The sequence below is a fragment of the Siccirubricoccus phaeus genome, from assembly GCF_008360935.1.
Taxonomy (GTDB): domain Bacteria; phylum Pseudomonadota; class Alphaproteobacteria; order Acetobacterales; family Acetobacteraceae; genus Siccirubricoccus; species Siccirubricoccus phaeus.
Window position 1 is genome coordinate 159,108 of sequence record NZ_SRXO01000012.1, and the last position, 23,494, is coordinate 182,601.

The window sequence follows — 23,494 nt, forward strand, 5'->3', positions numbered from 1 at the left end:
TCAATCCGCCCCCGCCCGGTAGAGGAAGGGCAGCTCCGCCTGGTGCAGCCGCCGCCCCGCCGCCGACGGGGCGAGCAGCACCCAGCAGGCGGCGCCGAACAGCGCCAGCAGCGGCGCCGCCACCGCCAGCAGCAGGAGGAGCAGGGGCCGGTTGGGAATGGCGGGGCGCAGCCCCACCATCGGCGCCGAGACCAGCCTTGCCGCCACCGCCTGGTCCGCCGCCGCCACCAGCAGGCTGCGCTGCTGCTGGCCGAGCTGGTCGTACAGCGCGTTCCGCACATAAAGGTCGCGCTCGGCGGCGAGGCGCTGCTCGATGAAGCCGATGCGCCGCCGCGTCAGCTCCACCAGATCGGCCTTTACCTTGGCCTCCGCCAGGGCGTGCAGGCGCTGCAGCATATCCAGCGCCGCCTCCCTTTCGCGATGGGTCAGGGTGAGGGTGACGGTCACGGTGCCGATGCCGGGGGTGGCGGCCAGGTTGCGTTCCAGCCAGCTCTGCGCGTCATCCGCATCGGCCTCCAGCCGCAGGCCGAGCAGGCGGCGGAGCCAGCCCATGGCACCGGCCTGGCGCAGCGCCGTCAGATGCGCCAGCAGCCCGGTCTCCCGCGCCAGCATCGCCGCGGCTTCGGGCGCGCGCAGCACGTCCAGATAGACGGCGAAATGCCCGCTCTGCCGCTGGTCCAGCAGCCCGCCGCCGAGCATGGGCGTGGGGGAGAGCAGGCTGGAGGTGGCGATGCCGGTGGTCTCGGCCGGGGCGATGACCGCCTGGGCCGCGTAGTAGCGCGGAAGCTGCAGCACGATGCCGGCGCCGAGCCCGAACAGCAGCGCCGCCGCCGTCAGCACGGCGATGCGGTGGTGCCAGATCCCCCGGAGCAATTGATCCAATGGCATGCGACCGCCTGATCGCGTCACGGCATTCAATAGATTTGTTGCCAAACAAAAGCAACCTAGGGGTGATTCTCCACTGTCATTTCGCTGCGGATGTGGTGCGTCTCCCCTGCCCCGCGCGCGATCAGCACTGGCACCGGCTGAATCTTCCCGTAATGCGGACTCTCCACCCCTTCCTCCAACCGCAGGTCGAGGGGGGCGTCGCCTGTGACGCGCAGCCGGCCGAGCGGGCCGGCCACGCCGTCCGGCCGGGCCTCCCATGCCGCCGGCGCCAGGCGCCAGCGCAGCGCCAGGCGGCGATAGGGGCCGGAAAGCCGGTCCTCCACCACCAGCCGACCGGGTGCCAGCCAAACCCGGCGTTCCTGCCTGCGGCCGCGATGGTCCTGCAGCCAGCCGCCCTCCGGCAGCAACCCGGCCTGCGGCCAGCCGCCGAAGAGGAAGCGGGAGAGGCGGGGCATCTGGTCCTCGCCGTCGAATTCCACCGTGTTGTGCGCAGCGGTGCCGGTGAAATGCGCATGCCACCATTCCTGGCCGGGAGGCGGGTTGTAGGCGCCGGTGCCGCCATCCCGCAGCAGGTTCAGGGCGCCGTCCCAGAGGTCGAGGTGGAGCAGATCCGCATGGCCCGGGCGGAAGCGCAGCGGGCCGGTGCGGAGGAAGGCGCGCAGCCCGCCCGCCTGCCAGCCGCGCAGCCCGGCGCTGGTCCATTCCGCCGGCAGGGGCGGCGGCGGTGGCGCCGGCGGCAGGCCGAGCCAGGCGCAGCCCGGCTCCGAGCCAAGCTCTCCTGGCCAGCCCGCCGAATGCCCGGCCAGCAGGCGGGCGGCGCGTTCCAGGCTGGGCCGCGCATCCCCCGGCCCGGCCAAAGCGAGATCGGCGAAGGCGGAGCCGTCCTGATGGCCGAGCCATGGCGTGGCGCCATTCGCCGGCGCGGTCAGGCGGCGGAGCCATTCCACGGCGGCGGGCAGGTGCGGCGCGGTGGGGAAGGCCTCGCCGGCCAGCCAGGCGGTCACCGCCAGCACATCCAGCAGCAGCCGGTGATAGAGGGTGGAAAGCTGGGCGAAGGCGCCATCCGCCGCCACCAGCCGGGCCAAGGCCGCGGCCAGCCCGGCCCGGCCATGCCGCACCCAGCCCGCCTCGCCGCAGAACAACCCGCAGACCAGCAGCCCGGCGGGTTCCGAGACGCTGTGGTTGTTGTCCTGCGCCATGGCATAGGCGGGCGTCGCGGCGATCCGCCTGCCGTGCAGCGCCAGCAGCGCCTTGGCCCCCGGCGGCGGCGGGCCGCCCAGCAGGGCCACGGCCAGCGCCAGATGCAGGGCCCGCAGCGCCGCCTCCTGCCCGCAGGCCCAATTCGGCCCGCGATAGGGCGGGTTGGCGGCCAGCCAGGCGGCGAGGAATTCCTCCGCCCGCGCCAGATGCCCGGCTCCCGGCTCCAGCCGCGCCGCCTGGGCCAGCAAGGGCAGCTCCGCCCAGCGACTCCGCTCCCAGACCGGGCGGATATCGCCGGGGGCAAAGAGGTCGAGCGATAAAGCGTGGCGGTGCGGGTCGAAGGGGCCGTGCCAGAAGGGACCATGCCGATCCGGCGGCGCCACGGCGCGGGCGCGGGCCAGCAGCGCCGCTGCATGCGCCGGCGGCAGGACGGGGGCGGCCGGGGCGGGGGCGGGCAGAAACGGGCCGAAAGGCGCGTCGGCGTCCCGCAAGGCCAGCCGCGCCAGCCCTTGCGCCAGCGGCGCCCGGTGCCAAGCCGCGAGCAGCACCGGGCGGGGGCCCAGCAGCCGGGCGGCCTCCAGGATGGACCACATTTGCGTGATATATTGCATTGATTTGTTAACGGTCGGCCGCGTAAGGATTGCAGGGCGCTGCCGGCTTGTCGCTGCTTGGTTGCGGGCTGCCGGCCGATTCGCCCGCTTCGCCGACCCAAAACAGGGGGCAGATCCTGAGGCGCAGTTGCGGCCGTCCCGTCTTCCACCGCGCCGTGGCGGCGCTGCTCGTGCCGCTCATGCTGCTGGTCCCGGGGGCGCCGGTCTGGGGGCAGACGGGGGCGCCGGGCAGCTATCTCGTCCCGCCCGCCCTGCCGCCCAGCCTGCCGGGCGGCGCGGCGCTGCCCGGGCTGCCGCTGCCGAGCCAGCAGGAGATTTTGCAACGGCTGTTCGATGCCGGGGGGCGGCCCTCCGGCCCGGCGGCGCCGGGCTTCGCCGCGCCGCCGGTGACCGCCCAGCCCTTGCCGCCACCCACCGCGCCCGCCGTGCCGGAGGAACCGCTTTCCCCGGCGGAGAGCTTCTTCGCCGCGCGGGACCCGGCCAATCCGCGGCCGCTGCGGCAATTCGGCTACGACAACCTGCGCGGCGGCGCGCCGCCGGGGCAGGGCTTCGGCATGCTGCCCGACGACTACCTGCTGGGCCGTGACGATGAGGTGGTGCTGGCCTTCCGCGGCCGCGCCCGGCAGACCCTGACGCTGCGCATCGGCCGCGACGGCATGCTGGTGCTGCCGGACCTGCCGCCCCTTCCCGCCGCCGGCCGCACCCTGCGGGAGTTGCGGACGGAGCTGGAGACCCGGGCGCAGCGCGACCTCGGCGGCTCCGAGGTCTTCGTCTCCCTCGGCCAGCTCCGGCAGATCGGCATCTTCGTCGGCGGGGAGGTGGCGCGGCCGGGGCTGCAGGCGCTGACCTCGCTCTCCTCCGTCCTTGATGCGCTGGTGGCGGCGGGGGGCATCCGCCGCACCGGCTCGCTCCGCGCCATCAGGGTGGAGGGGCCGCAGGGGCGGCGGACGGTCGATCTCTACCCGGTCATCGCCGGGGAGGGCGCGACGCCGGACCTCTCCCTGCGCGAGGGGGAGCGCATCCTGGTGCCGCCGCTCGGCGCCGTGGCGGCGATCGGCGGGGAAGTCTCGCGCCCCGGCATCTACGAGCTGCCTTCCGGCGCCGCGACCGCGCCGCTGGCCGCGCTGCTGCGGCTGGCGGGCGACCCGCTGCGCCCCGCCGGCAACCGCTTCCTGCTGCAGACCACGGATGCCGAGGGCCGCCGCAGCCTGCGCGAGATCGGCCCGCGCGATGCGCTGCGGCGGGGCGATGCGCTGCGCGTCGAGCCCGGCGCCGATGTGGTGGCCCAGGATCTGCGCCTTGCCGGCCATGTGACGGCGCCGCTGCTGCGCGCCGCCGGCGGGCGGGGGCAGACCTTGCGCGGGCTGCTCGCCGATCCGCGGCTGGTGCGGGCGGATCCCTATCCGCGGCTCGGCGCCATCTGGCGCATGGATGCGCGCACCCGCACCAGGCGCTTCGAGGCTTTCGATCTCGGCCGCGTGCTCTCCGGCCAGGCGGATGCGCCGCTGCGGGAGGGCGACGAGGTGATCCTGCTCGGCATGGCGGACGTGATGTGGCTGGCCAGCCCCTCCGTGCAGCAGGCGCTGCGCGGCGATACCGGCGGGGCGGATGCGGGCGCCGTGCTGATGCCGCCGCTGGCGGCGCCCAATCCGGGCCTCGCCGCGGTGGCCGGCATGCCGGGCGGGGCGCCGCCGGGCGCGCTGCCCGGGACCGCGCCCGCCGCCCCGCCGCCCGGCGCTGCCTCCCTCCCGCCTGGCCTCGCCGGCGCCGCGCGGGGGCCGGATTGCCCGGCGCTCGTCCAGCTCACCATCGCCGCCCAGGCCTCGCCCTGGCGCTACGCCCATATCCGCAGCGCCGGCTTCCCGGATTTCGGCCGCGCCCCCTGCCCGCAGGTCTTCCTCGACTACCCCAGCCTGCTGCCCTTCCTGCTGGACCAGGCGGTGCTGCTGACCGGGGAGGTGCGGCTGCCCGGCCTCTACCCCATCGCCGACGGGGCGGGGCTGGATGCCGTCATCGCCGCCGCCGGCGGGGCGACGGACACCGCCGACCTCTCCACCGTGGAATTCGCCCGCGAGCCGGCCGAGCAGACCAACACCCTGCCGCTGGCGCGCACCCTGCTCGATCTGCGGTCGCGCAATTTCGCCGCGGTGCGGCTCTCGCCGCGCGACGTGCTGCGGGTGCCGCGCGGCTTCGCCGACCGTGACCTGGGGCCGGTGACGCTGGTCGGGGAATTCCTGCGGCCCGGCACCTACGACATCCGCCGCGGCGAGAAACTCTCCGACGTCATCGCCCGGGCCGGCGGGCTGACGCCGCAGGCCTATCCGTACGGCGCCGTCTTCAGCCGGGACAGCGTGCGGCAAAGGCAGCAGGACGGCTTCCAGCGCACGGCGCGCGAACTGGAACAGGGGCTGATGCAGGTGGCGGCGGGCCAGGCGGTGGCCGGGCTGCGCGGCCAGGCGGATCTCGGCGGCGCCATCACCGCGGGCCAGGCGCTGGCCAATACGCTGCGCACCACCCGTGCCGCCGGACGCATGGTGGTGGAGGCCAACCCGGTGGTGCTGGCGGCGCGGCCGGAGCTGGACGTGCTGCTGGAACCCGGCGACCTGATCGCCATGCCGAAGCGGCCCAATGAGGTGACGGTCGTCGGCTCCGTGCTGAACCCCGGCAGCCTGCAATTCGCCACCGGCTGGCGCGCCGCGGATTACGTGCGCGCCGCCGGCGGGGAGCAGCGCTTCGCCGATGGCAGCCGCGCCTTCGTCGTGCTGCCCAATGGCCAGTCCACCCCGGCGGGGCTCGGCGCCTGGCAATCGGGCGGGCCGCCCATCCCGCCGGGCAGCGTGGTGGTGGTGCCGCAGGACCCCTCGCCCTACGAAAGCTGGGGCCTGATCCGCGACATCACCCAGGTGCTGTCGCAAATCGCCCTCTCCAGCGCCGCCCTGGCGGTCATCGTCCGGTCGAGCGGGCGCTAGAGCATGGCCGGTTCGCCTTCGCCCACCGGCCCCGCTCCAGCTTTTTGTTTGATCGCGTGATTCACGCCTCCGGGCGTTCCGCCCTCCGGCGATCACGCTCAAGGGCTGTGGGCCCGGCGCCCAAGGGGGGCGCTGCCCCCCTTGACCCCCCGCCAAGGGCCGAAGGGCCTTTGGAACCCTTGAGCTGTCGCTGGAGGGAGGACCCCCAGCGGGGGTCCTCCCTCCAGCGATTAAAACCCACCGGGGTCCGGGGACCGGTCCGGTCCCCGGCGGGAGGGTCCAGGGAGGGCAGAGCCCTCCCTGGGTACCTGGCCATCGCCCTGACGCTGCTCGCCCAGGCGGCGGTGGCGCAGGAGGTGCCGGGGACGGGTTCGGATTACGGCGGGGTTGGGCTGATCGAGATGCGCAATGCGCGCTTCCGGCCCGATGGGACGCTGGAGGCGGGGACGGCGCTGCGGCATCAGCGGCGCTTCTGGTATTTGAACTTCCAGGCTTTGCCGTTCCTGGAGACGACCTTCCGGCTGACCGAAAGGCTGAACGGCACCACCGGCCATGGCCTGACCACGGACCGCGCCTTCGACCTGAAGCTGCGGCTGATGCAGGAGAATGACTGGCGCCCTGCCGTGGCGATCGGGCTGCAGGATGCGGTCGGCACCGGCATCTATGCCGGCGAGTATGTGGTGGCCTCCAAGCGCTTCGGCCCGCTGGACCTGAGTTTCGGCATGGGCTGGGGGCGGCTGGGGAGTGGCGGCGATCTGCGCAACCCGCTGGGCATGGCGGGCGAGGGCTTCCTCGACCGGCCGCGGCAGGTGGGGCAGGGCGGCACGCCGGGCTTCCGGAGCTGGTTCCGCGGGCGGGAGGCGGCGTTCTTCGGCGGGCTGGAATACAGCCTGCCCCCGCTGCCGACGCCCTGGGGCGAAATGGAGGGGCTGCGCGCCAAGCTGGAATGGTCCGGCGATGCCCTGCGCGACGAGCGCGGCGGCTACCCGGCGCGCAGCACGGGGTCGCGGGGGGAGGCGGCGTCGCGGCTGAATCTCGGCCTGCAATGGCAGCCCAACCCTTACGTGGATGCGGGGGTGCATGTCCTGCACGGCACGGATCTGCTGCTGCGGCTTTCCCTGCGGCTGGACCCCGGCAACCCGCCGGAATTCCCGCGCCCCGGCCCGCCCCCAGTGGGACCGCGCCCGGCGACGGGCAACCCGGCGGGGCTGGCGGGGGCGCTGCGCGCCGCCGGCTTCCGCCCGCTGGGGGTGGAGATCAACGGCACCGAGGCACGAATAGGCGTGGAGGGCGGGCGTTACGGTACGCTTGCCCAGGTGGCGGGCCGGGTGGCGCGGGCAGTGCAACCGCATCTGCCGCCGGAGGTGGAGGTGCTGCGCGTGGAGTGGCATCGCGCCGGCCTGCCCATTGCCCGGCTGGTGCTGCTGCGGGCAGCGATGGAGGCCGCCGCCACCGGCCGCGGCAGCGCCGAGGAGGTGGTGGCGACCAGCACCTTGCAGCCAGTGGAGGCGGCGCGCTTCCCCGGCCAGGGCCCGACCCTGGATTGGGGGGTGGAGCCGCGGCTGGCATTGAAGCTCGGCGATCCGCGGGTGAATGTCGGCTGGCAGGCAGGGCTGGCGGCGGGGATGCGGCTGGGGCTGGGGGATGGCTTCGCCCTGGCCGGCAGCCTGGCCCAGGCGGTGGCGGGCAATCTGGACCGCGCCAGCCCTTCCGACAGCCGGCTGCCGCATGTCCGCAGCGACGTGGCCCGCTATGCGCAGGAAGGGAAGACTTCCATCCCCACCCTCTATGCCGAGCGGCTATGGACCCCGGCGCCGGATGTCTTCGCCCGGGTGACGGCGGGGCTGCTGGAGCCGATGTTCACCGGCGTCCAGGGGGAGGTGCTGTGGCGCCCGGTGGACCGGCCCTTTGCCCTGGGGCTGGACCTCGGCTGGGTGGTGCAGCGGGAATTCCGCGGGCGGCTGGCGGTGCGGAACTACTCCGTCGCCACCGGCCATGCCTCGCTCTATGCCGACCTGCCGGTGTGGAAGCTCTACGGCGTGCTGCGGGCGGGGCGCTACCTGGCGGGGGATTGGGGCGGCACGATCGAACTCGGCCGGCGCTTCGACAGCGGGATCGAGGTGGGCGCCTTCGCCACCTTCACCGACGTGCCTTACAGCCGCTTTGGGGAGGGCAGCTTCGACAAGGGCATCTTCCTGCGCATCCCGCTGCAATTGCTGGGGCCGCAGACCGCCAGCCGGGCCGAGGCGGTGATCCGCCCGGTGGCGCGCGACGGCGGGCAGCGCCTGGCGGTGGACAACCCGCTGTGGGAGGTGGTGCGGGACGGGCGGATGGAGGCGCTGGGCCGCGGCTTCCGCGAGGTGCTGCGCTGAGGTTGCCCCGGTGCTGCGGCACCGCTACATTCGCCCGACCGGGCGGGCGTAGTTCAGAGGTAGAACGTCAGCTTCCCAAGCTGAATGTCGTGGGTTCGATTCCCATCGCCCGCTCCATCTTTTCAAGGCCTTAGAAAGCGCTTTCAGAGGCTCTCGGGGCACAGACGAAAGCCGGGGCACAGCGGGGGCACTTTTTTGGCGTGAGCCGCTTAGCGGCCAGCCAGCCGGCCCACTTGTTTCCTCCCAGCGGCCGCCGTCGGGCGGCTCTCTGCTCCCGACGACCTCGCAGGCCGCTTTCCCTCACTTGAAGGTGCCGGTGGCCCTGGAGGGTCGGCGGCCCCAGAGCCACAGTCTGAGACGGGCCGCGGGTGCGAGACTCGCCGGCCTGCTGTCCATATCGGACGAGGGCCGAAATCCACCTATGCTGTGCGGCAAGGGTCGGGCGATAGGCTCGTCATGGAAGCGCGCAGGGTCCAGCGCGGCCAGCAACTCGGCCGGCGTCGCGGAAACCGACCCTGTGCCGTTCTCGCTCACCGGGGAGGCCGTTGCGTCGCCGGCTCTAAGGGTGCCGGCTTCCTTCCCAGCGCCTCTCCTCCGCCGTGCCTCATCCAGCAACGCGGTTAGGGCTGCATGCAGTCGCTCGCTCTCACGCTGCGCATTGGCCCACCAGTCAGTGGACCAGATGCGCAGGATCTTTCAGCCGAGCCCCTCCAGCACCACCTACCGCAACCGGTCGCGGTCCCGTGCCGTGGCGGCACGGTGATAGGTGGACCGTCGCACTCAACGCCAGCCAGGAGGGCGCCAGGCGCGCCAGAGCGGGACGGGTCAGCTAAGCTCAACCGATCTCTCTAGTAGCGCTTCAGCGACAGCACCTCCGAAGTGCGACGGAGCGCAGCGACGGCGTCACTGCCGCTGGCCAATGCCATGCTGCTGATCAGCGCATCCACCACGGCAAGCTGCGCGATGCGGCTGGTCATCGCCTCCGTGCGGAAGCGCGTTTCGCGCGCCGCGGTGTGCAGCACGACATCGGCATGCGCCTGCAAGGGATTGCGGCCGAGATTGGTGATGATCACGGTGCGTGCTCCGGCCTCCCGCGCCAGCCGCGTCGCGGTGATGGTCTCGACCGTGCTGCCGGAATGCGAGATGGTCAGCGTCGCCACCTCGGGGCCTGCCAGGGCCGCGCTGACGGCCTGCACATGGCTGTCCACGGCGAGCCGTACATCCAGCCCGATGCGCAGCATCCGCATATGCGCGTCCTCGGCGACCGGCGCAGCGCTGCCGATGCCATAGACCTCGATGCGCCTCGCCGCGCGCAGCAGCGACGCAGCGCGCGCCAGCGCCGCCGGATCAAGCACCGCGAGGGTGTCCTGCAAGGCCTGGATGCCCGCGGCGAAGACCTTGCGCATGACGGTCGCGGGCGCATCGCCGGGCTCCAGATCCTCATGGATCGCCTGCACCGGCTGGGTCAGGGCACGCGCGAGCTCGATCTTCAGGTGCTGGAAGCCTCGCGCCCCGACCTGGCGGCAGAGCGCGATCACGCTGCCCTCGCTGGCGCCGGCACGCTCGGCGACCTCCGTGACCGACATGTGCACCACCTCTTCCTGCTGGCTCAGAACGAGATCGGCGATGCGGGCTGCGGCGGGCGGCAGTCCGGGACGCAGCGCGCGCAGCCGCTCGATGGCGGCAAGCGGCGGGGCATTGCTCCCGGAAGGAATCGGGTCCTGGGACAGCGGTCGGGAGTCGGATCGGGACATGGCGTCATCCTACAGCCTCGGCGGCGGACCGGATGAATTTTATTCAGGTCTATCCCCTATTTCACTGAGACGATTTCATAAGACGGTCACGCCATGGGTTGCTGCGTTGCGGCAAACACCCCGCGGCTGAAACGGGCGGCAAGCGGGGGCCGGGATGGCGAGCGTCGACCTGATCGGGATCGGCAAGCGCTTCGGCGCGGCGGAGGTGCTGCGCGACGTGACGCTGCGCGTCGCCGATGGCGAATTCCTGGCGATCCTCGGCCCTTCGGGCTGCGGGAAATCCACCTTGCTGCGAATCCTGGCCGGGCTGGAAGGCGCCGATCGCGGCGAGGTCCGGCTGGGCGATGAGCGCGTGGAGCACCTGCCGCCCAAGGCGCGCAACCTCGCCATGGTCTTCCAGAGCTACGCGCTCTACCCCTACATGACCGTGCGGCAGAACATCGCCCTGCCGCTGGAGATGCGGCGGCTTTCCGCCTTGCAGCGGCTGCCGCTGCTCGGCGGGCTGCTGCCTGGTACGGCGCTCCGCCGCCGGGCGATCGCCGAGGATGTCGCGGCCGCCGCGGAGCCGCTGCAGCTTACCCATCTGCTGGAGCGGCGGCCGGCGCAGCTTTCCGGCGGGCAGCGCCAACGCGTGGCGCTGGCCCGCGCCATGGTGCGGCACCCCGCCGCCTTCCTGATGGACGAGCCGCTCTCCAATCTCGACGCCAGGCTGCGCACCGAGGCGCGGGCCGAGATCATGGCGCTGCGCCAGCGCCTCGGCGCGACCATCCTCTACGTCACGCACGACCAGGCCGAGGCGATGGCCATGGCCGACCGCGTGGCGGTGATGCAGGGCGGCCGCGTGCTGCAGCTCGCGCCGCCGCAGGAGCTCTATGACGAGCCGACGAGCCTCGAGGTGGCGCGCTTCGTCGGCAGCCCGCCCATGAACGCCATCCCGGCGCGGATCGGCGCGGAGGGCCATGTCGAAGCCGCTGGTTGCATCCTGCCCTGGCGGAGCAGCGTGGCACCGGGCACGCAAGTCACTTTGGGTATCCGGGCGGAGGCGCTGGCCCCGGCGGCGCAGGGCTTCCCGGTCCGGGTCGAACGGGTGGAACGCCTGGGGGCTGAGGCACTGATGCATTGCGCCCTCTCCCGATCGGGCGAGGCCCTGGTCGCAAGGCTGGATGCCGCGCAGGTCGGCGCCCACCCACCCGGCACCTCGCTGCTGCTCATGCCGGGCCGGGCCGTGCTCTTCGACGCCCAGGGCGACCGGCTGCCGATGACGCTTCGGCACGGCGCGGCCATCACCTCCTCCGAGCCGGCCTATGGCTAGGCCGCCCGCCCGCCACCCGGGCGCCCGCGCCGAGGCCATCGCCGCCTGGCTGCTCGCCCTGCCGGCGCTGCTGCTGATGTGGGCCATGCTGCTCGGCCCGGCGGTCGCCGTGCTGCTCCTCTCCTTCACCGATTGGAGTCTCGGCGAGCCGGAGATGAGCTGGGCCGGCCTCGGCAACTACCTCCAGCTCGCCGATGACCCGGTGTTCTGGCAGTCGCTGCGCAACACGCTGATCTATGTCGGCGTCTCGGTGCCCGCGACGGTCGGGCTCGGCCTCGGCGCGGCGCTGCTGGTGGAAAGCGTCGGCCGCGGCCGTGCCTTCTACCGCGCCGCCTATTTCCTGCCGGTCGCCTCCACCCTGCTTGCCATGGCGCTGGTCTGGGAGTTCATGTTCCACCCGACCGTCGGCTTCGTCACCCAGACCTTTCGGGCGCTCGGCCTGCCGACCACCGACTGGCTGCAGGACCCGGACACCGCGCTGCTGGCGCTTGCCGTCATCGGCATCTGGCAGAATCTCGGCCTGGCGATGGTCCTCTTCGTCGCCGGGCTGCAGGGCATCCCGCGCGACCTGTACGAGGCGCTGGCGATGGACGGCGCCGATGGCGCCTGGGAACGCTTCCGCCGCGTCACCTGGCCGATGCTCGGGCCGGCGCTGGTCTTCGTTGTCGCCATCATCGCCATCCGCAGCTTCCAGGTCTTCGACACTGTCGCGGTGCTGACCGAGGGCGGGCCGAACAAGGCGACCGAGGTGCTGCTGCACACCATGGTGCAGGAAGGCTTCCGCTTCCTGCGCACCGCCTATGGCGCCGCCATCACGGTCATCTTCCTGATCTTCACCCTGGCGGTCACGGTGGCGCAGACGGTGCTGCTGGACCGGAGGGCGCATTATGGCTGACCGCCTCGGCCCGCTGCTGCGCCACGCGCTGCTGCTGCTCGGCGCGGCGGTGATGCTGGCGCCCTTCGTGCTGATGCTCTCGCTCTCGCTGAAGCCGCCGGCGGAGATCTTCGCGCCGGAGTTCCGGCTGCTGCCGGTGCAGTGGGCGGCGGTGGAGAATTACACCGCTGCCTTCACCAAGGTGCCGCTGGCGCGCTTCCTGCTGAACGGCTTCATCGTCACCTTCTGCATCTTCGCCGCCCAGGCGGTGACGGCGCTGCCCATGGCCTATGCCCTGGCCAAGCTCCGCTGGCACGGGCGCGACACCGCCTTCCTGCTGGTGCTGGCGGCCCTGCTGGTGCCGCCGCAGGTGCCGGCCATCCCGCTCTACATCGCGCTCTGGCAGCTCGACCTGCTGAACACCTATGCGGCAGTCATCCTGCCCTCGACCATCAGCGTCTTCGGCATCTTCCTGATGCGGCAATTCTTCCGCACCGTCCCGGACGATCTGATCGCGGCAGCGCGCATGGACGGCCTCGGCGAATTCGCCATCGTCTGGCGGATCATGCTGCCGACCGCGGCGCCGGCGCTGGCGGCCTTCGGCTGCCTCTCCTTCATCTGGAATTGGAACGAGTTCTTCTGGCCCTACATCGCGGTGCAGAGCGAGCAGCTCATGACCCCGCCGCTCGGCATCGCCTTTTTCAGCGACACCGAGGCGGGCACGAGCTGGGGCCCGCTGATGGCCGCCGCCACCGTGACCACCGCCCCCCTCGTCCTCGCCTTCCTCCTCGCCCAGCGGGCCTTCGTCCGCGGCGTGACCATGACCGGCATCAAATGACCCGCCACAGGAGCCCCTGCATGACCCTGACCCGTCGAGGCCTGATCGGCGCCGCCACCGCCTCCCTCGCCTTGCCGCTCTACGCCCGTGCGCAGTCGCGCGAGGTGGAGCTCAGCGTGCAATACGGCAATGCCGGCACGGTGCGCGGGCTGATGGAGGATGTCGCCGCCGCCTTCATGCGGGAGAATCCCGGCATCCGCATCACCTACCGCGCGCCGGAGGTGGATTACGAGGCAATGCTGCAGCGCAGCCTGCGCGACGGGATCACCCGCAACCTCCCGGATGTCGCCTATCACGGCCTGAACCGCCAGCGCACCCTGGTGGAGCGCGACATTCCGGTCGATCTGCGGCCCTTCATGCAGGCGGATGCGGAGGTGGCGGGGCTGGGCTATTCGGAACGCCTGCTGAGCCTCGGCCAGGTCGGTGACAAGCAGACCGGCATCGGCTTCGCGCTCTCCACGCCCATCCTCTACTACAATCTCGACCTGCTGCGCCGCGCCGGCGGTGATCCAGAGAAGCTTCCCACTACCTGGGAGGACGTCATCGCTCTCGGCCGTGCCATCCATGGCAGCAGCGAAGGCATCACCGGCCTGTTCTTCGATTGGCAGATTACCGGCAATTGGGCCTGGCAGGCGCAGATCTTCAGCCGCGGCGGCAGCATGCTGAACGCGGAGGAGACGCAGGTCTCCTTCAACGGGGCAGCCGGGCGCGCCGCGGTGGCCGACCTCGCCGCCATGGTGACCCAGGGCCGCATGCCCGATGCGCGGGAGGCGACCATGTTCGCGGAATTCTCCGCCGGCCGCCTCGGCATCATCATGTGTTCCACCGCGCAGCTCGGCGCCTTCAACCGCCAGATCGGCGGCCGCTTCCCGCTGAAGACGGGCCGCTTCCCGATCCCCGGCCCCAACCCCCGCCTGCCGGCCGGCGGCATGGTGGCGATGATGTTCGCCCGCGACGCGGCGAAGCAGCAGGCGGCGTGGAAATTCATCAAATTCGCCACCGGACCGATCGGCGGCACCATGATGGTGAACCACACCGGCTACATGCCGGCCTCCACCGTGCCGGCCGAGCGGGAGGAGCTGCTGGGCCGCTTCTACCGGGAGAATCCGAACCACCTGGTGGCGATCCGGCAGCAGGACGTGATCACCGGCTGGTACGCCTTCCCCGGCCAGAACGCCCTGAAGATCACCGACGTCATCCAGGACCAGATCCAATCCGTGGTGGCGCAGCGCGCCGCGCCCGAGGCCGCGCTGGACCGCATGGCCTCCGAGGTGCAGGCGCTGCTGCCGCGGCGCCGGAGCTGAGCCCATGGCACCGCGCATCGCCCTGGTCTCCGACATCCATCTCAGCCGCGCCAAGCCCTATTTCCATGCGAATTGGGAGATCCTGCTGCAGGAGCTGGCGCAGGAGGGGCCGGATCTGGTGCTGCTCGCGGGGGATATCGCGCTCGATGCCCCGCATCGGGAGGATGACCTCGCCTTCGCCCGCGCGCAGCTTGACCGGCTGCCGGCGCCCTGGCGCGCCGTGCCGGGTAACCATGATGTCGGCAACTCCATCCCCGATTTGCGCGGGGAGGCTACGGTGACGGAATCGCACCGTGCCGCCTGGCTGCGGCATTTCGGCGAGGATTACTGGGCCTGCGACATCGGCGGCTGGCGCATCATCGGGCTCGACTGCCTGATCTGCGGCTCCGGCTTCGCGGCGGAGGCCGAGCAGGCCGCCTTCCTGGAGCAGGCGGTCGCGGAGGCGGCGGGGCGCCGGATCGCGCTGCTCTATCACAAGCCGCTCTGTGCCTTCGAGGTGCTCGAGACCGAGATGAGCCAATCCTTCTGGTATCCGGCGGCGCGCGAGATGGTGCTGCGCCTGATGCGCGAAGGTGCCGTGCGCCTCTGCCTCTCCGGCCATCTGCATGAATCGCGCGACCGGCTGATCGCCGGCGTCCGGCATGTCTGGGCGCCGGGAGTCGCCTTCGTGCAGGATATCGCCGGCGAATGGCTGCCGGACCGGCATGGTCGGCGGCGCGTTGGCTATATGATGCTCGAGCTGGCGGAGGAACCGCGAGTGACGCTGCACGAGCCGAGCCGCATGCTGAACACCGACATCGGCAATTGGCTGCGCACGGGCATCGGCCATTACGGCACGCTGGCGGGCGGCGCGCCTTATCTCGGCATGGTGCCCGAAGAGAGGCGTGGCTGAAGAACCAGGGGCCAGGCGGCGGATTGCCGCGCCGCCGAAGCTCCGCTGCAGCACCTGCTGCCGCATGCCCTGACCACGACAGACCTACGATACTGACGCCGTCCGCCATCGGTTCCAGGCACGGGTGCCGCTACCGTTCGGAGTGCCCTCAACCCGCCCCAAGCGCACCCCGGGTCCTTTGGCGAGTGCGCTGGGCAGGGCGACGCCCCCCAGCCTCATAGCGCCAGCAGGCGCTGCAGAACATCATGCAGCACGCTGCCTGCATCTGCCGCACTGCCCTGGCTGCGCCATCCGACATACCCATCCGGCCGGACCAGCACGGCGCCATCCGCGTGAGTGCCGTAAACGTCATGCCAGGCCCCGTCGGGATCGGACAGCTCGCGCCCGATGACATGGGCTTCGATCTGCAATGCCCGCGCCGCCTCGGCCCAGGCGGCGCCGTCGCGGCCGGCGAGCAGCACGAAGCGGTTGCCGAGCAGGTCGACGGTCGAGACGCGCTCCTCCCCCCGCTGCAGCCAGACATGCGGCGCCCGCGAGCCAGGCCGGGCATTCGGCAAATACTCCGTCACCGGGTCCGCGGGCCGGACCGGCGGGGCGCCGTCCGGCAGCACCGCGCCGCTCTCATAGGGCACGCCGAAGATCAGCCCCTGCTCGTTCAGGAATTCCCGCCGCGGCAGCACCGCGGCGTTCTGGCGCGCCGTGCGGCCCATGGAGAGAGCATTGGCCAGGCTCACCCGCGTCGTCAGCTCCGCCAGCGGCCGCCGCTCCGCATCGTAGCTGTCGAGCAGCCCCTCCCCCGCCTCGCCACGCAGCACGAGCGCCAGCTTCCAGCAGAGATTCAGCGCGTCCTGCACCCCGGTGTTCATGCCGAAGCCGCCGGTCGGCGGCATCTCATGCGCGGCATCGCCGGCCAGGAAGATACGCCCCACCCGGTAGCGCTCGGCCACCGTCGCGGAGGCTTCCCAGGCGCTGGTGCCCAGCACCTCTACCGGCAGCTCCGGCAGCCCGGCCGCCTGGCGGACCAGCGACACGCAGAGCTCCGGCGTGAAATCCGACGGCCGGAAGCCGTAATGGCTGAGGCTGTGGATCAGGAAGCCCCAGCGGTCTCGCGCATTGATGGTCAGGAAGGTGCCGCGCAGCGTTGGCTGCTCGACGAAATAGAGCGCCGCCGGCCGGTCCTTCACCCATTCCGAGAGATCGGCGCGGAACAGGATGTTGACGCTGTCATAGACCTTCTCTTCCCCGATCATGCTCAGGCCGAGCTGGCGGCGCACCGGGCTCTGCGCGCCATCGGCAGCGATCAGCCACTTCGCCCGCACCTCGGTGGTGGCGCCGCTTTCGCGGTCGGCGATGGTGGCGGTGACGTCATCCGCCTCCGGACGCAGCGCGGTCAACTCCGTGGCGAAGCGGATATCGGCCGTGCCTTCCGCCTCGGCATGGCGCCGCAGCACCGGCTCCAGATCGTCCTGGGCGCAGAGGCAATTGGTGGTCGGCGTCATCGCCAGGTTCCTGGCCAGCGCCCGCCCCGGCACCCGGCGCTCGATCTCGCGGCCGGCCAGGCTCTCCGTCCAGACGATCAGCCCGGTGCTCTGCGCCGAAAGGCCGGCGGCGCGGATATCCGCCTCGATGCCGAGCTGGCGATACATCTCCATGGTGCGGGCATTGATGCCGCGCGCCTTCGGCACGCGGGCGGTGCCGGCATGCCGCTCGACCAGCAGGGAGCGGATGCCGTAGCGGGACAGCAGCAGCGAGGCGGTCAGCCCGACCGGGCCGCCGCCGACGATGAGGACGGGCGTTTCAAGCATTGGTTGGTCCCTTATTGCCGGCCCATGCCGATGCGCCGGGCAATCCCGCGCTGCATGGCCAATTCCTTCGCCAGATGCATGGCGAATTCCTCCGGCGTGGCACCGGAGGGCTCGGCCTCGCTCTCGCGCATCAGCCGTTGCAGCAGCGGCGTCTGCAGCGCCTCCGCGGCGGCGCGCTGCACCGTCAGGATGCGATCGCGCGGCACGCCGGCGGTGGTCCACATGCCGGCCATGCCGATCAGCTCCCACTCCTTGTAGCCAGCCTCCTGCATCGTCGGGACCTCGGGGAAGGAATAGGCGCGATGCGTGCCGGTGTAGCCGAAGGCGCGCAGCCGCCCGGCGCGCAGATGCGGGTCGGCCGGCGGCAGGGTGGAAAAGGTGAGGTCCACCTGGTCCGCCAGCATGGCAGTGATGGAGGGGCCGGTGCCCTGCAGCACCAGGGTCAGCAGTTCCGCCCCGGTGTATTCGCGGAATTGCTCGGCGCCGAGATGGGTGATGTTGCCGATGCCGGTCATGGCGCAGGTCAGCCCGCCCGGCTTGCTCTTCGCCAGCGCCACCAGCTCCGCCATGTTCTGCGCCGGCAGGGTGGCACGGCCGACCAGCATCATCCCGTTCCCCTTGTTCACCAGCGTAACGGGCGCCAGATCGCGTTCGGGGTCGTAGGGCAGCGGCACCGTGCTGAACACGATGTTCCCGATGAAGCTGCCGGTGGTGTAGAGCAGCGTGTAGCCATCCGGCCGCGCCGTCGCCACCGCCTGGGCGGCGACGATGCCGTTCGCGCCTGGCCGGTTCTCGAACACTACCGTCTGGCCGAGGATGCGGGACATCTCCTCGGCCAGCGGCCGGCCGTTCAGGTCCAGCGGGCCGCCTGGCGCAAAGGGCACCAGCAGGCGGAAGGGGCGGTCCGGGAACCGCTCCGTCTGCGCCAGGGCCGGCGTGGCCAGGATGGAGAGCAGGAAGGCACGGCGCTTCATCCGGTTCGCTCCCGGCTTGTGTCCAACAGGAAGGGGGTGATGGCGGCGGCGATGCGCTCCGGCGCCTGGATGGTGCCGACATGGCCCAGCCCCTCCAGCAGCAGGGTGCGCGCGCCCGGGATCTCCCGCGCGATCGCCAGGGTATGGGCGGGCGGCACCAGCCGATCCTCCGCCTGCGCCAGCACCAGGGTGGGCGCGGTGATGCCGCCGAGCGGCAGGCGCGGCGCCTCCGGGACCAGCGCGTTGCGGCGGGCGCGCTGCGCCGGGGTGCGGGTGCCGCCGGCGAAGCGGCGGGCGAGTTCCGGATGCGCGGCGAGATGCGCCTCCGGGTAGAAGAAGCGGGCGATCTGCGCCGCATTGGCCGCCGGGTCGGCACGCAGCCGGGCGAGCGTCTCGGCCGCCTCCGGGTTGATTTCGGCGATGCCCTGGCCGATGCGGATGGCGGCGGAAAGTACCAGCCGATCGATGCGGCCCGGATGCCGCACCGCCAGCGCCTGGGCGATGACGCTGCCGAGGGAGCTACCGAAGACATGCGCCCGCTGGTAGCCGAGGCCTGCGATCAGCGCCGCCGCGTCATCCGCCAGCGCCTCGATGCCGTAAGGCGCCTCCGGGTTACGTGTCTGGCCGGAATCGCGCTGGTCATAGGCGAGGCAGGTGAAGCGGGTGGCGAGATGCGCGGTCAGCGCGGCGTACTGCGTATGGTCCGCCTCCGCGCCATGCATCAGGACCAGCGGCGGCCCTTCGCCGGTGACGGCGCAGGCGATCTCCACCCCGCCGCCGATGGGGATGTGACGGATCATACCGGCGGCCATCTCAGCCGACCTCCACCGGCGCCACCTCGCGCAGCCGCGGCAGCACTTCCTTGCTGAAAAGGCGGATGCCCTTCTTCGACTCTTCATGGGTCATGTAGCCGCTGCGGCCGATCAGGCAGAGATGCCCGAAACCGCCCACCTTGTCGTAGAACTCCATGATCTGGCGGTGGACGCTGTCCGGCGTGCCGGCGAAGAGGATGCCCTGCTGCATCGCCTCCTGCGCCGTCAGCCCCATCAGCTTCTGCGCATTCTGGCTGGCCGGGGCGACGCCCTTCTCGGCATCCGTCAGGGCGAGGCCGGCAGCGGCGCGCGGCTTCGTGCGGTAGAGGCCGGGCGCCGCCTGGGGCGGCGCCGCGCCGGGGAGGAATTTGTTGTATTGCGGCGCGGATTTCAGGCTGGTGTTGAGGAACCACAGCAGCTTGGTCCCGCCCTCGATCCCTTCCTCCTCCGTCTCGCCGACATAGACCATGGCGGCATAGGCGAAATTGTCGGTCGTCACCTTCGGCAGCCCGGCCTCGCGCCGTGCCGCGCGATGCGCCTCATAGGCCTTCTTCGTGCCTTCCGGCCCGCGCAGCACCAGCACATGCGTCATGCCGCGGCGGCCGACCTCGGCAGCGCTGCGCGGATCGCCGGTCGCCGCCCACATGCGTGGATGCGGAAGCTGGTAGGGGCCTGGCCAGATATTCACATGCCGGTGGGTGTAGTGCTTGCCCTCCCAGCTGAAGGGGCCGTCATGGCTGGTCAGCGTCTTCTTGATGAGGTCGATCGCCTCCCAGAAGCGCTCCTCATTGTTCACCGGCTGCATGTTGGAGCTGGCGATCTCGGTCCCGCCCGATTTGACGAAGCCGATCTCGAAGCGGCCGCGCAGCAGGCAATCCGCGGTCGCGTACTCCTCCGCCACCCGCACCGGGTCCGGCCGCAGCGAGATCAGCGTGCCGAGGCTCAGCACCCGCACATTCCTCATCTGCCGCGCCAGGATGCCGGTGATCATCGGGTTGGAGCCGATGAGGGAATTGATCCCGGCATGATGCTCGATGCAGAGGACGTTCATGCCCAGCTCGTCGCAGAGGGCGAATTCGTCCAGCACCTCATGGAACAGATCGGCCGCAACCTTCGGGTCGCAGAGCCGGTTGGGCAGGCTGGCACGGACCGAATCCGCGGCATCGGTGATGGCCTTGTCCACGAAGGGATAGGGGATTTCGCATTGCCACCAGGCGTCCATGGTCGTCTCTCCGGAAGCGTTGCTCAGCGGGCCAGGAAGCCGATGACGTGGTCGGCGAAGGCGTCGGGCTGCTCGATCTCGGGGTGGTGGCCGGCGGCGGCGATCCGGGCAAAGCGGGCGCCAGGGATCAGCCGGGCCATCGCCTCGCCATAGGAAGGCTTCACGATGCCGTCCGACTCGCCCCACAGCACCAGGGTCGGTGCCTTGATGGCCGGCAGCCACCAGGCCAGCCGTGGCTGGTGCATGTAGGGGTGCCAGCCATAGAGCGAGAGCGCCTCGCGGCTGCGGTGCAGCGCGATCAGCTCGGCATCTTCCATGGCGTCGTAATCCGGCGCGTGCCGCGGATCATGCCAGGTGGCGGCGCGGACCTTGTCCGGATGGGTGTTGAAGATGTCGAGGATGTCCGGCGTCTCGCGGTCGCTCACCTTGATGCCGAGCGCATCGACCAGCACCAGCCGCTCGATGCGCGATGGCATCCGCAGCGCCAGCTCCGCCGCCAGCCAGCCGCCGAAGGAGGACCCGATGAGCGAGAGGCGCGGTTGGCCGAGGGCCTCGATGAGCTGCGTATAGAGGTGCAGCAGGTCATAGACGTTCTCGAAATCCTTCGGCCTCGGCGTACCGCCGAAGCCGGGATGGGAGGGGGCGATGAGCTGCAGCCGCCGTCCCAGCAGTTCCAGGAAGCGGGCCCGCGGCGGCGCCGGCTGGAAGCCGTGCAGGAACAGCACCGGCGCGCCGGCGCCGCTTCGCAGCACCTCCATCTCGATGCCGTGGATAGCGATGCGGTTGGTGATCGTCTCGGTTGGCATGGCGCCTCGCTTCGCTCAGGGGTTCCGGGGGGTCAGCGCGGCAGCGCCTCGTCGCGGGTCTCTCGCCCCAGCAGCATGGCGAGGATGCTGAGGACGGCGAGGCAGGTCATCACCGCCGCCGCCTTGTTGAAGCTGCCGCCGAAGGGCACCACCAGCAGGCCGGCGACCAGCGGGCCGAAGCTGGTGATGATGCGGGCGGTGCCGTTGCAGAAGGAGATGGCGGTCGCCCGCGCATGGGTCGGGAACAGCTCCGGCAGATAGACCGCATGGCCGGAGAAGACGCCGATGACCAGGAAGCCGAAGATCGGCAGCACCATCGGGTAGTGCTGCCAGCCATCCAGGCCGAGATAGAGGTACAGGCCGGCGGCGATGGCGCCGAGATTGTAGAAGATGACGGTCGGCCGCCGGCCGAACCAATCGGCGAGGAAGCCGAAGGCGGCATAGCCGGCGATGCCGCCGAGGCCGAACAACATCATGCCATTGCCGATGTGCTGGATCGCCGCGGTGCCGGTGATGCCGTCCTTCTCCAGCATCAGCCCCTGGATGGTCGGCAGCCAGATCTGCGTGGTCCAGATCGAGAGCAGCGTGCCGAGGCAGAACAGCATCCCGATGAAGGTGCTGAAGCGCAGCTCCGGACGGAAGAGCTGGCGCAGCGGCGCCTGCATGAAGGCCTGGTCCTCGGCACTCGCCGTGCCGCCGCCGGCGCGGATGCTGGCGCGGCGCGCCTGGACGGCGGCGAAATGCGTCGGCTCATGCGTGCCGCGACGCAGCAGCAACAGCAGGATCGCGGGCAGGATGCCGGCGAAGAAGACATAGCGCCAGCCATAGGGGCCGAGCAGGTTGTACACCTGCCCGCCGATCAGCGGGCCGAAGGCGCCGCCGGTCATCATGATGCCGAGCACCTTGGCGCGATGCGCGCCATGAAAGGCCTCAGCCACCAGCGCGATGCCGACCACCGCCTCCGCCCCGGTGCCGAGGCCGGCGAGGAAGCGGAAGAGGCCGAGCTGGAAAGGGGTTTGGGCAATGCCCTGCAGCGCGGTGCAGACGCTGAACAGGATGATGCTGATGGCGAGCGTCCGGACCCGGCCGAGATAGTCGGCAACCACGCCGAAGACCATGCCGCCGATCGCCCAGCCGAGCAGCCCGACCATGGCGAGGTAGCCGCCGACCCGCCCGATCTCCGCCGTGCTCGGCGACCCGCCCAGCAGCTCGGTCAGCGCCGGCCGCAGGACGATGGCGAAGAGGCCGAAATCCGCGGAATCGAGCGCCCAGCCGAGCCAGGTGACGCAGAAGATGCGCCATTGGTAGCGGGTGAAGCCGGCAAAGCCGGTAGTCCGGCCTGCCTCCAGCTCTGTCGCGCTGCTCATGACCTTTCCTCCCGGGGCGCGTTCAGCGCGCCTTCTGCGCGTGCGGGCACGCTCCGCGTGTCCGTTCCATGGGGGTGAGGCCGGCGCGGCGCACCGCCAGCACCTGCGGCAGATCGTCGGCGAAGGCCGGGGGGCGGCGTGTTCCGCCGCGCAAGCTCGCCTCCCCGCGGGCGAAGGGGCCCGGCCGGCCAGGGCTGCGGCCTGGCGGGGCGGCCCGCTCCGGCGGCACGGCAAGCACCCGCCATCAGCGCCCTATGCGGGAACTGCATGGACACTCCTCCCTCGGGCGAAGTGCGGTTCGGCCGCCTCCGCCTCTCGACCGGGCACCTCCGCGCGACATGCGGATGGCGCCCCGGCTGCTGCATCTGCGGGCAGGCCGCCTGCCGGATGGTCGCGCCCAGAGGCGGCCGGCCCGACAGGAGGTTTGCCTCAATCAAACGATTGTTTTATACGGTCGTCTGAGAGTCAAGCATGCCGGATCGGGGAATGGGCAGCAGCCTTCTGGAGGCGGATCGGCGGAACAGCGGTCCGGATACGCCGGCGCGCACCATCGACCGGATCCTCAGCGCCGCCGCCCGGCTCTTCGCCGCCCGCGGCATGGCCGGCGTCGGCCTGCGCGAGATCACCGCCGAGGCCGGGGTCAACCTGGCCGCGGTGAATTACTATTTCGGCTCCAAGGAGAAGCTGCTGGAAGCGCTGTTCCTGCGCCGGGCGCAGCCGATCACGGCAGAGCGCCTGCGGCTGCTCGCCCTCTGCGCCGAAGGGCCGGGGCGGCCGCCGATGCTGGAGCAGTTGCTGGAAGCCTTCCTGCGCCCGGCTTTCTCGCTCGGCCTCGAGGCAGGCGTGGATGGCGCCACCTTCGGCCGGCTGCGGGCGCGGCTCGCGGTGGAGAGCGAGGAGCTTTACCGCCGCATCCTCGCGCAGGCCTTCAACCCCAGCACCCGCGCCTTCCTGGAGGCCATCGTGCGGGCCCTGCCGGAGGTGCCGCGGGCCGAGGTGGAATGGCGCTTCCACTTCATGTTGGGCACGATGATCTATACCATCGCGGATAGCGGCCGCATTCAGTCGATCACCGATGGGAGTTTCCGGTCGGGCGATGTCGAGATCGCGCTGGCGAAGCTCGTGCGCTTCCTAGGCGCCGGCTTCCGGGCGGCGCCGCTGGGCGACTGAAGCCGGCCGGTGAGCGGGAAAGGCCGGAGGCGTCCGCCCCTGCGGCGCGGCTGATGCCAACTCCCACCAGGCCCCATACGCCCGCTCGCGCATTCCGATGCGCCAGGGCTGATCGACGAGACGGGGAATTGGCATCACGCCCGGGAAGGGCAAGCATGCGTTCATGCAGTGCGGTGCACGAGGTTCTCTGGCTGCGCTGCGCTCCATCAACTGGCTTTCCGATCACCCTGTCCTCGTGGCATCCGCTATCGCACGAGATGTTTTCTCTCCCCATGCGCCACGAAAATGCCAAACCCTCGCCAAAACCGGGTGATCTAAGTCCGG

General features: G+C 71.3%; 17 protein-coding genes and 1 tRNA gene. 9 read left to right on the forward strand and 9 right to left on the reverse strand.

What is annotated here, in order from left to right; all coding sequences use genetic code 11:
• Positions 1-882 carry a hypothetical protein gene (locus E5N76_RS29600; protein ID WP_187830236.1) on the reverse strand — a complete coding sequence of 294 codons (882 nt, stop codon included), beginning with the start codon at positions 880-882 and terminating at the stop codon, positions 1-3.
• A 62-nt stretch (positions 883-944) separates the two neighbouring features.
• Positions 945-2,681, reverse strand: a complete 1,737-nt coding sequence (locus tag E5N76_RS17645; RefSeq protein ID WP_149538643.1) for a heparinase II/III family protein — start codon at positions 2,679-2,681, stop codon at positions 945-947.
• A gap of 173 nt (positions 2,682-2,854) precedes the next feature.
• Here E5N76_RS17645 and E5N76_RS17650 point away from each other — a divergent pair, with 173 nt between their 5' ends.
• The 3 genes from E5N76_RS17650 to E5N76_RS17660 all read left to right on the forward strand — a co-directional run bounded on the left by E5N76_RS17650 (position 2,855) and on the right by E5N76_RS17660 (position 8,157).
• Positions 2,855-5,668 (forward strand): polysaccharide biosynthesis/export family protein, encoded by a 2,814-nt coding sequence (locus E5N76_RS17650; protein ID WP_235907751.1) that lies wholly within the window; start codon positions 2,855-2,857, stop codon positions 5,666-5,668.
• Between the two features lie 356 nt (positions 5,669-6,024).
• Complete coding sequence (locus tag E5N76_RS17655) at positions 6,025-8,040, forward strand: YjbH domain-containing protein (protein ID WP_235907752.1); 2,016 nt, start codon at positions 6,025-6,027, stop codon at positions 8,038-8,040.
• A 42-nt stretch (positions 8,041-8,082) separates the two neighbouring features.
• Positions 8,083-8,157, forward strand: a tRNA-Gly gene (locus E5N76_RS17660).
• 731 nt (positions 8,158-8,888) lie between these two features.
• Here E5N76_RS17660 and E5N76_RS17670 read toward each other — a convergent pair.
• Positions 8,889-9,794, reverse strand: coding sequence for a MurR/RpiR family transcriptional regulator (locus tag E5N76_RS17670; protein ID WP_149538645.1), 906 nt, complete (start codon positions 9,792-9,794; stop codon positions 8,889-8,891).
• A gap of 154 nt (positions 9,795-9,948) precedes the next feature.
• On the opposite strand from E5N76_RS17670, the gene E5N76_RS17675 reads away from it, so the two are divergent.
• Genes E5N76_RS17675 through E5N76_RS17695 form a run of 5 tightly spaced genes read left to right on the forward strand, consistent with a single transcriptional unit; the run spans position 9,949 to position 15,014 of the window.
• Positions 9,949-11,106: an ABC transporter ATP-binding protein gene (locus tag E5N76_RS17675; protein WP_149538646.1), complete on the forward strand. Its 1,158-nt coding sequence runs from the start codon at positions 9,949-9,951 to the stop codon at positions 11,104-11,106.
• Complete coding sequence (locus tag E5N76_RS17680) at positions 11,099-12,001, forward strand: carbohydrate ABC transporter permease (RefSeq protein ID WP_149538647.1); 903 nt, start codon at positions 11,099-11,101, stop codon at positions 11,999-12,001. Before E5N76_RS17675 ends, E5N76_RS17680 begins: the two co-directional genes overlap by 8 nt.
• Positions 11,994-12,818: a carbohydrate ABC transporter permease gene (locus E5N76_RS17685; RefSeq protein WP_149538648.1), complete on the forward strand. Its 825-nt coding sequence runs from the start codon at positions 11,994-11,996 to the stop codon at positions 12,816-12,818. The genes E5N76_RS17680 and E5N76_RS17685 overlap by 8 nt, the downstream gene beginning before the upstream one ends.
• Before the next feature lie 20 nt (positions 12,819-12,838).
• Positions 12,839-14,122, forward strand: coding sequence for an ABC transporter substrate-binding protein (locus tag E5N76_RS17690; protein WP_149538649.1), 1,284 nt, complete (start codon positions 12,839-12,841; stop codon positions 14,120-14,122).
• A 4-nt stretch (positions 14,123-14,126) separates the two neighbouring features.
• Entirely contained in the window at positions 14,127-15,014 is an 888-nt protein-coding gene (locus tag E5N76_RS17695; protein ID WP_149538650.1) for a metallophosphoesterase family protein, read from the forward strand.
• A 215-nt stretch (positions 15,015-15,229) separates the two neighbouring features.
• Here E5N76_RS17695 and E5N76_RS17700 read toward each other — a convergent pair whose 3' ends face one another.
• Genes E5N76_RS17700 through E5N76_RS17725 form a run of 6 tightly spaced genes read right to left on the reverse strand, consistent with a single transcriptional unit; the run spans position 15,230 to position 22,000 of the window.
• Positions 15,230-16,819, reverse strand: coding sequence for an FAD-dependent monooxygenase (locus E5N76_RS17700; protein ID WP_149538651.1), 1,590 nt, complete (start codon positions 16,817-16,819; stop codon positions 15,230-15,232).
• 11 nt (positions 16,820-16,830) lie between these two features.
• The gene (locus E5N76_RS17705) at positions 16,831-17,793 is read right to left on the reverse strand and encodes a Bug family tripartite tricarboxylate transporter substrate binding protein (protein ID WP_149538652.1); all 963 of its coding nucleotides are present in this window, start codon (positions 17,791-17,793) and stop codon (positions 16,831-16,833) included.
• Positions 17,790-18,605: an alpha/beta fold hydrolase gene (locus E5N76_RS17710; RefSeq protein ID WP_187830237.1), complete on the reverse strand. Its 816-nt coding sequence runs from the start codon at positions 18,603-18,605 to the stop codon at positions 17,790-17,792. The genes E5N76_RS17705 and E5N76_RS17710 overlap by 4 nt, the downstream gene beginning before the upstream one ends.
• Position 18,606: 1 nt before the next feature.
• Positions 18,607-19,827 carry an LLM class flavin-dependent oxidoreductase gene (locus tag E5N76_RS17715; protein WP_149538654.1) on the reverse strand — a complete coding sequence of 407 codons (1,221 nt, stop codon included), beginning with the start codon at positions 19,825-19,827 and terminating at the stop codon, positions 18,607-18,609.
• A gap of 23 nt (positions 19,828-19,850) precedes the next feature.
• Entirely contained in the window at positions 19,851-20,633 is a 783-nt protein-coding gene (locus E5N76_RS17720) for an alpha/beta fold hydrolase (RefSeq protein WP_149538655.1), read from the reverse strand.
• A 32-nt stretch (positions 20,634-20,665) separates the two neighbouring features.
• Positions 20,666-22,000: an MFS transporter gene (locus tag E5N76_RS17725; RefSeq protein ID WP_149538656.1), complete on the reverse strand. Its 1,335-nt coding sequence runs from the start codon at positions 21,998-22,000 to the stop codon at positions 20,666-20,668.
• A gap of 486 nt (positions 22,001-22,486) precedes the next feature.
• Between E5N76_RS17725 and E5N76_RS17730 the strand changes: the two genes are divergently transcribed.
• Positions 22,487-23,170: a TetR/AcrR family transcriptional regulator gene (locus E5N76_RS17730; protein WP_187830238.1), complete on the forward strand. Its 684-nt coding sequence runs from the start codon at positions 22,487-22,489 to the stop codon at positions 23,168-23,170.
• The last annotated feature ends 324 nt before the right edge of the window (positions 23,171-23,494 follow it).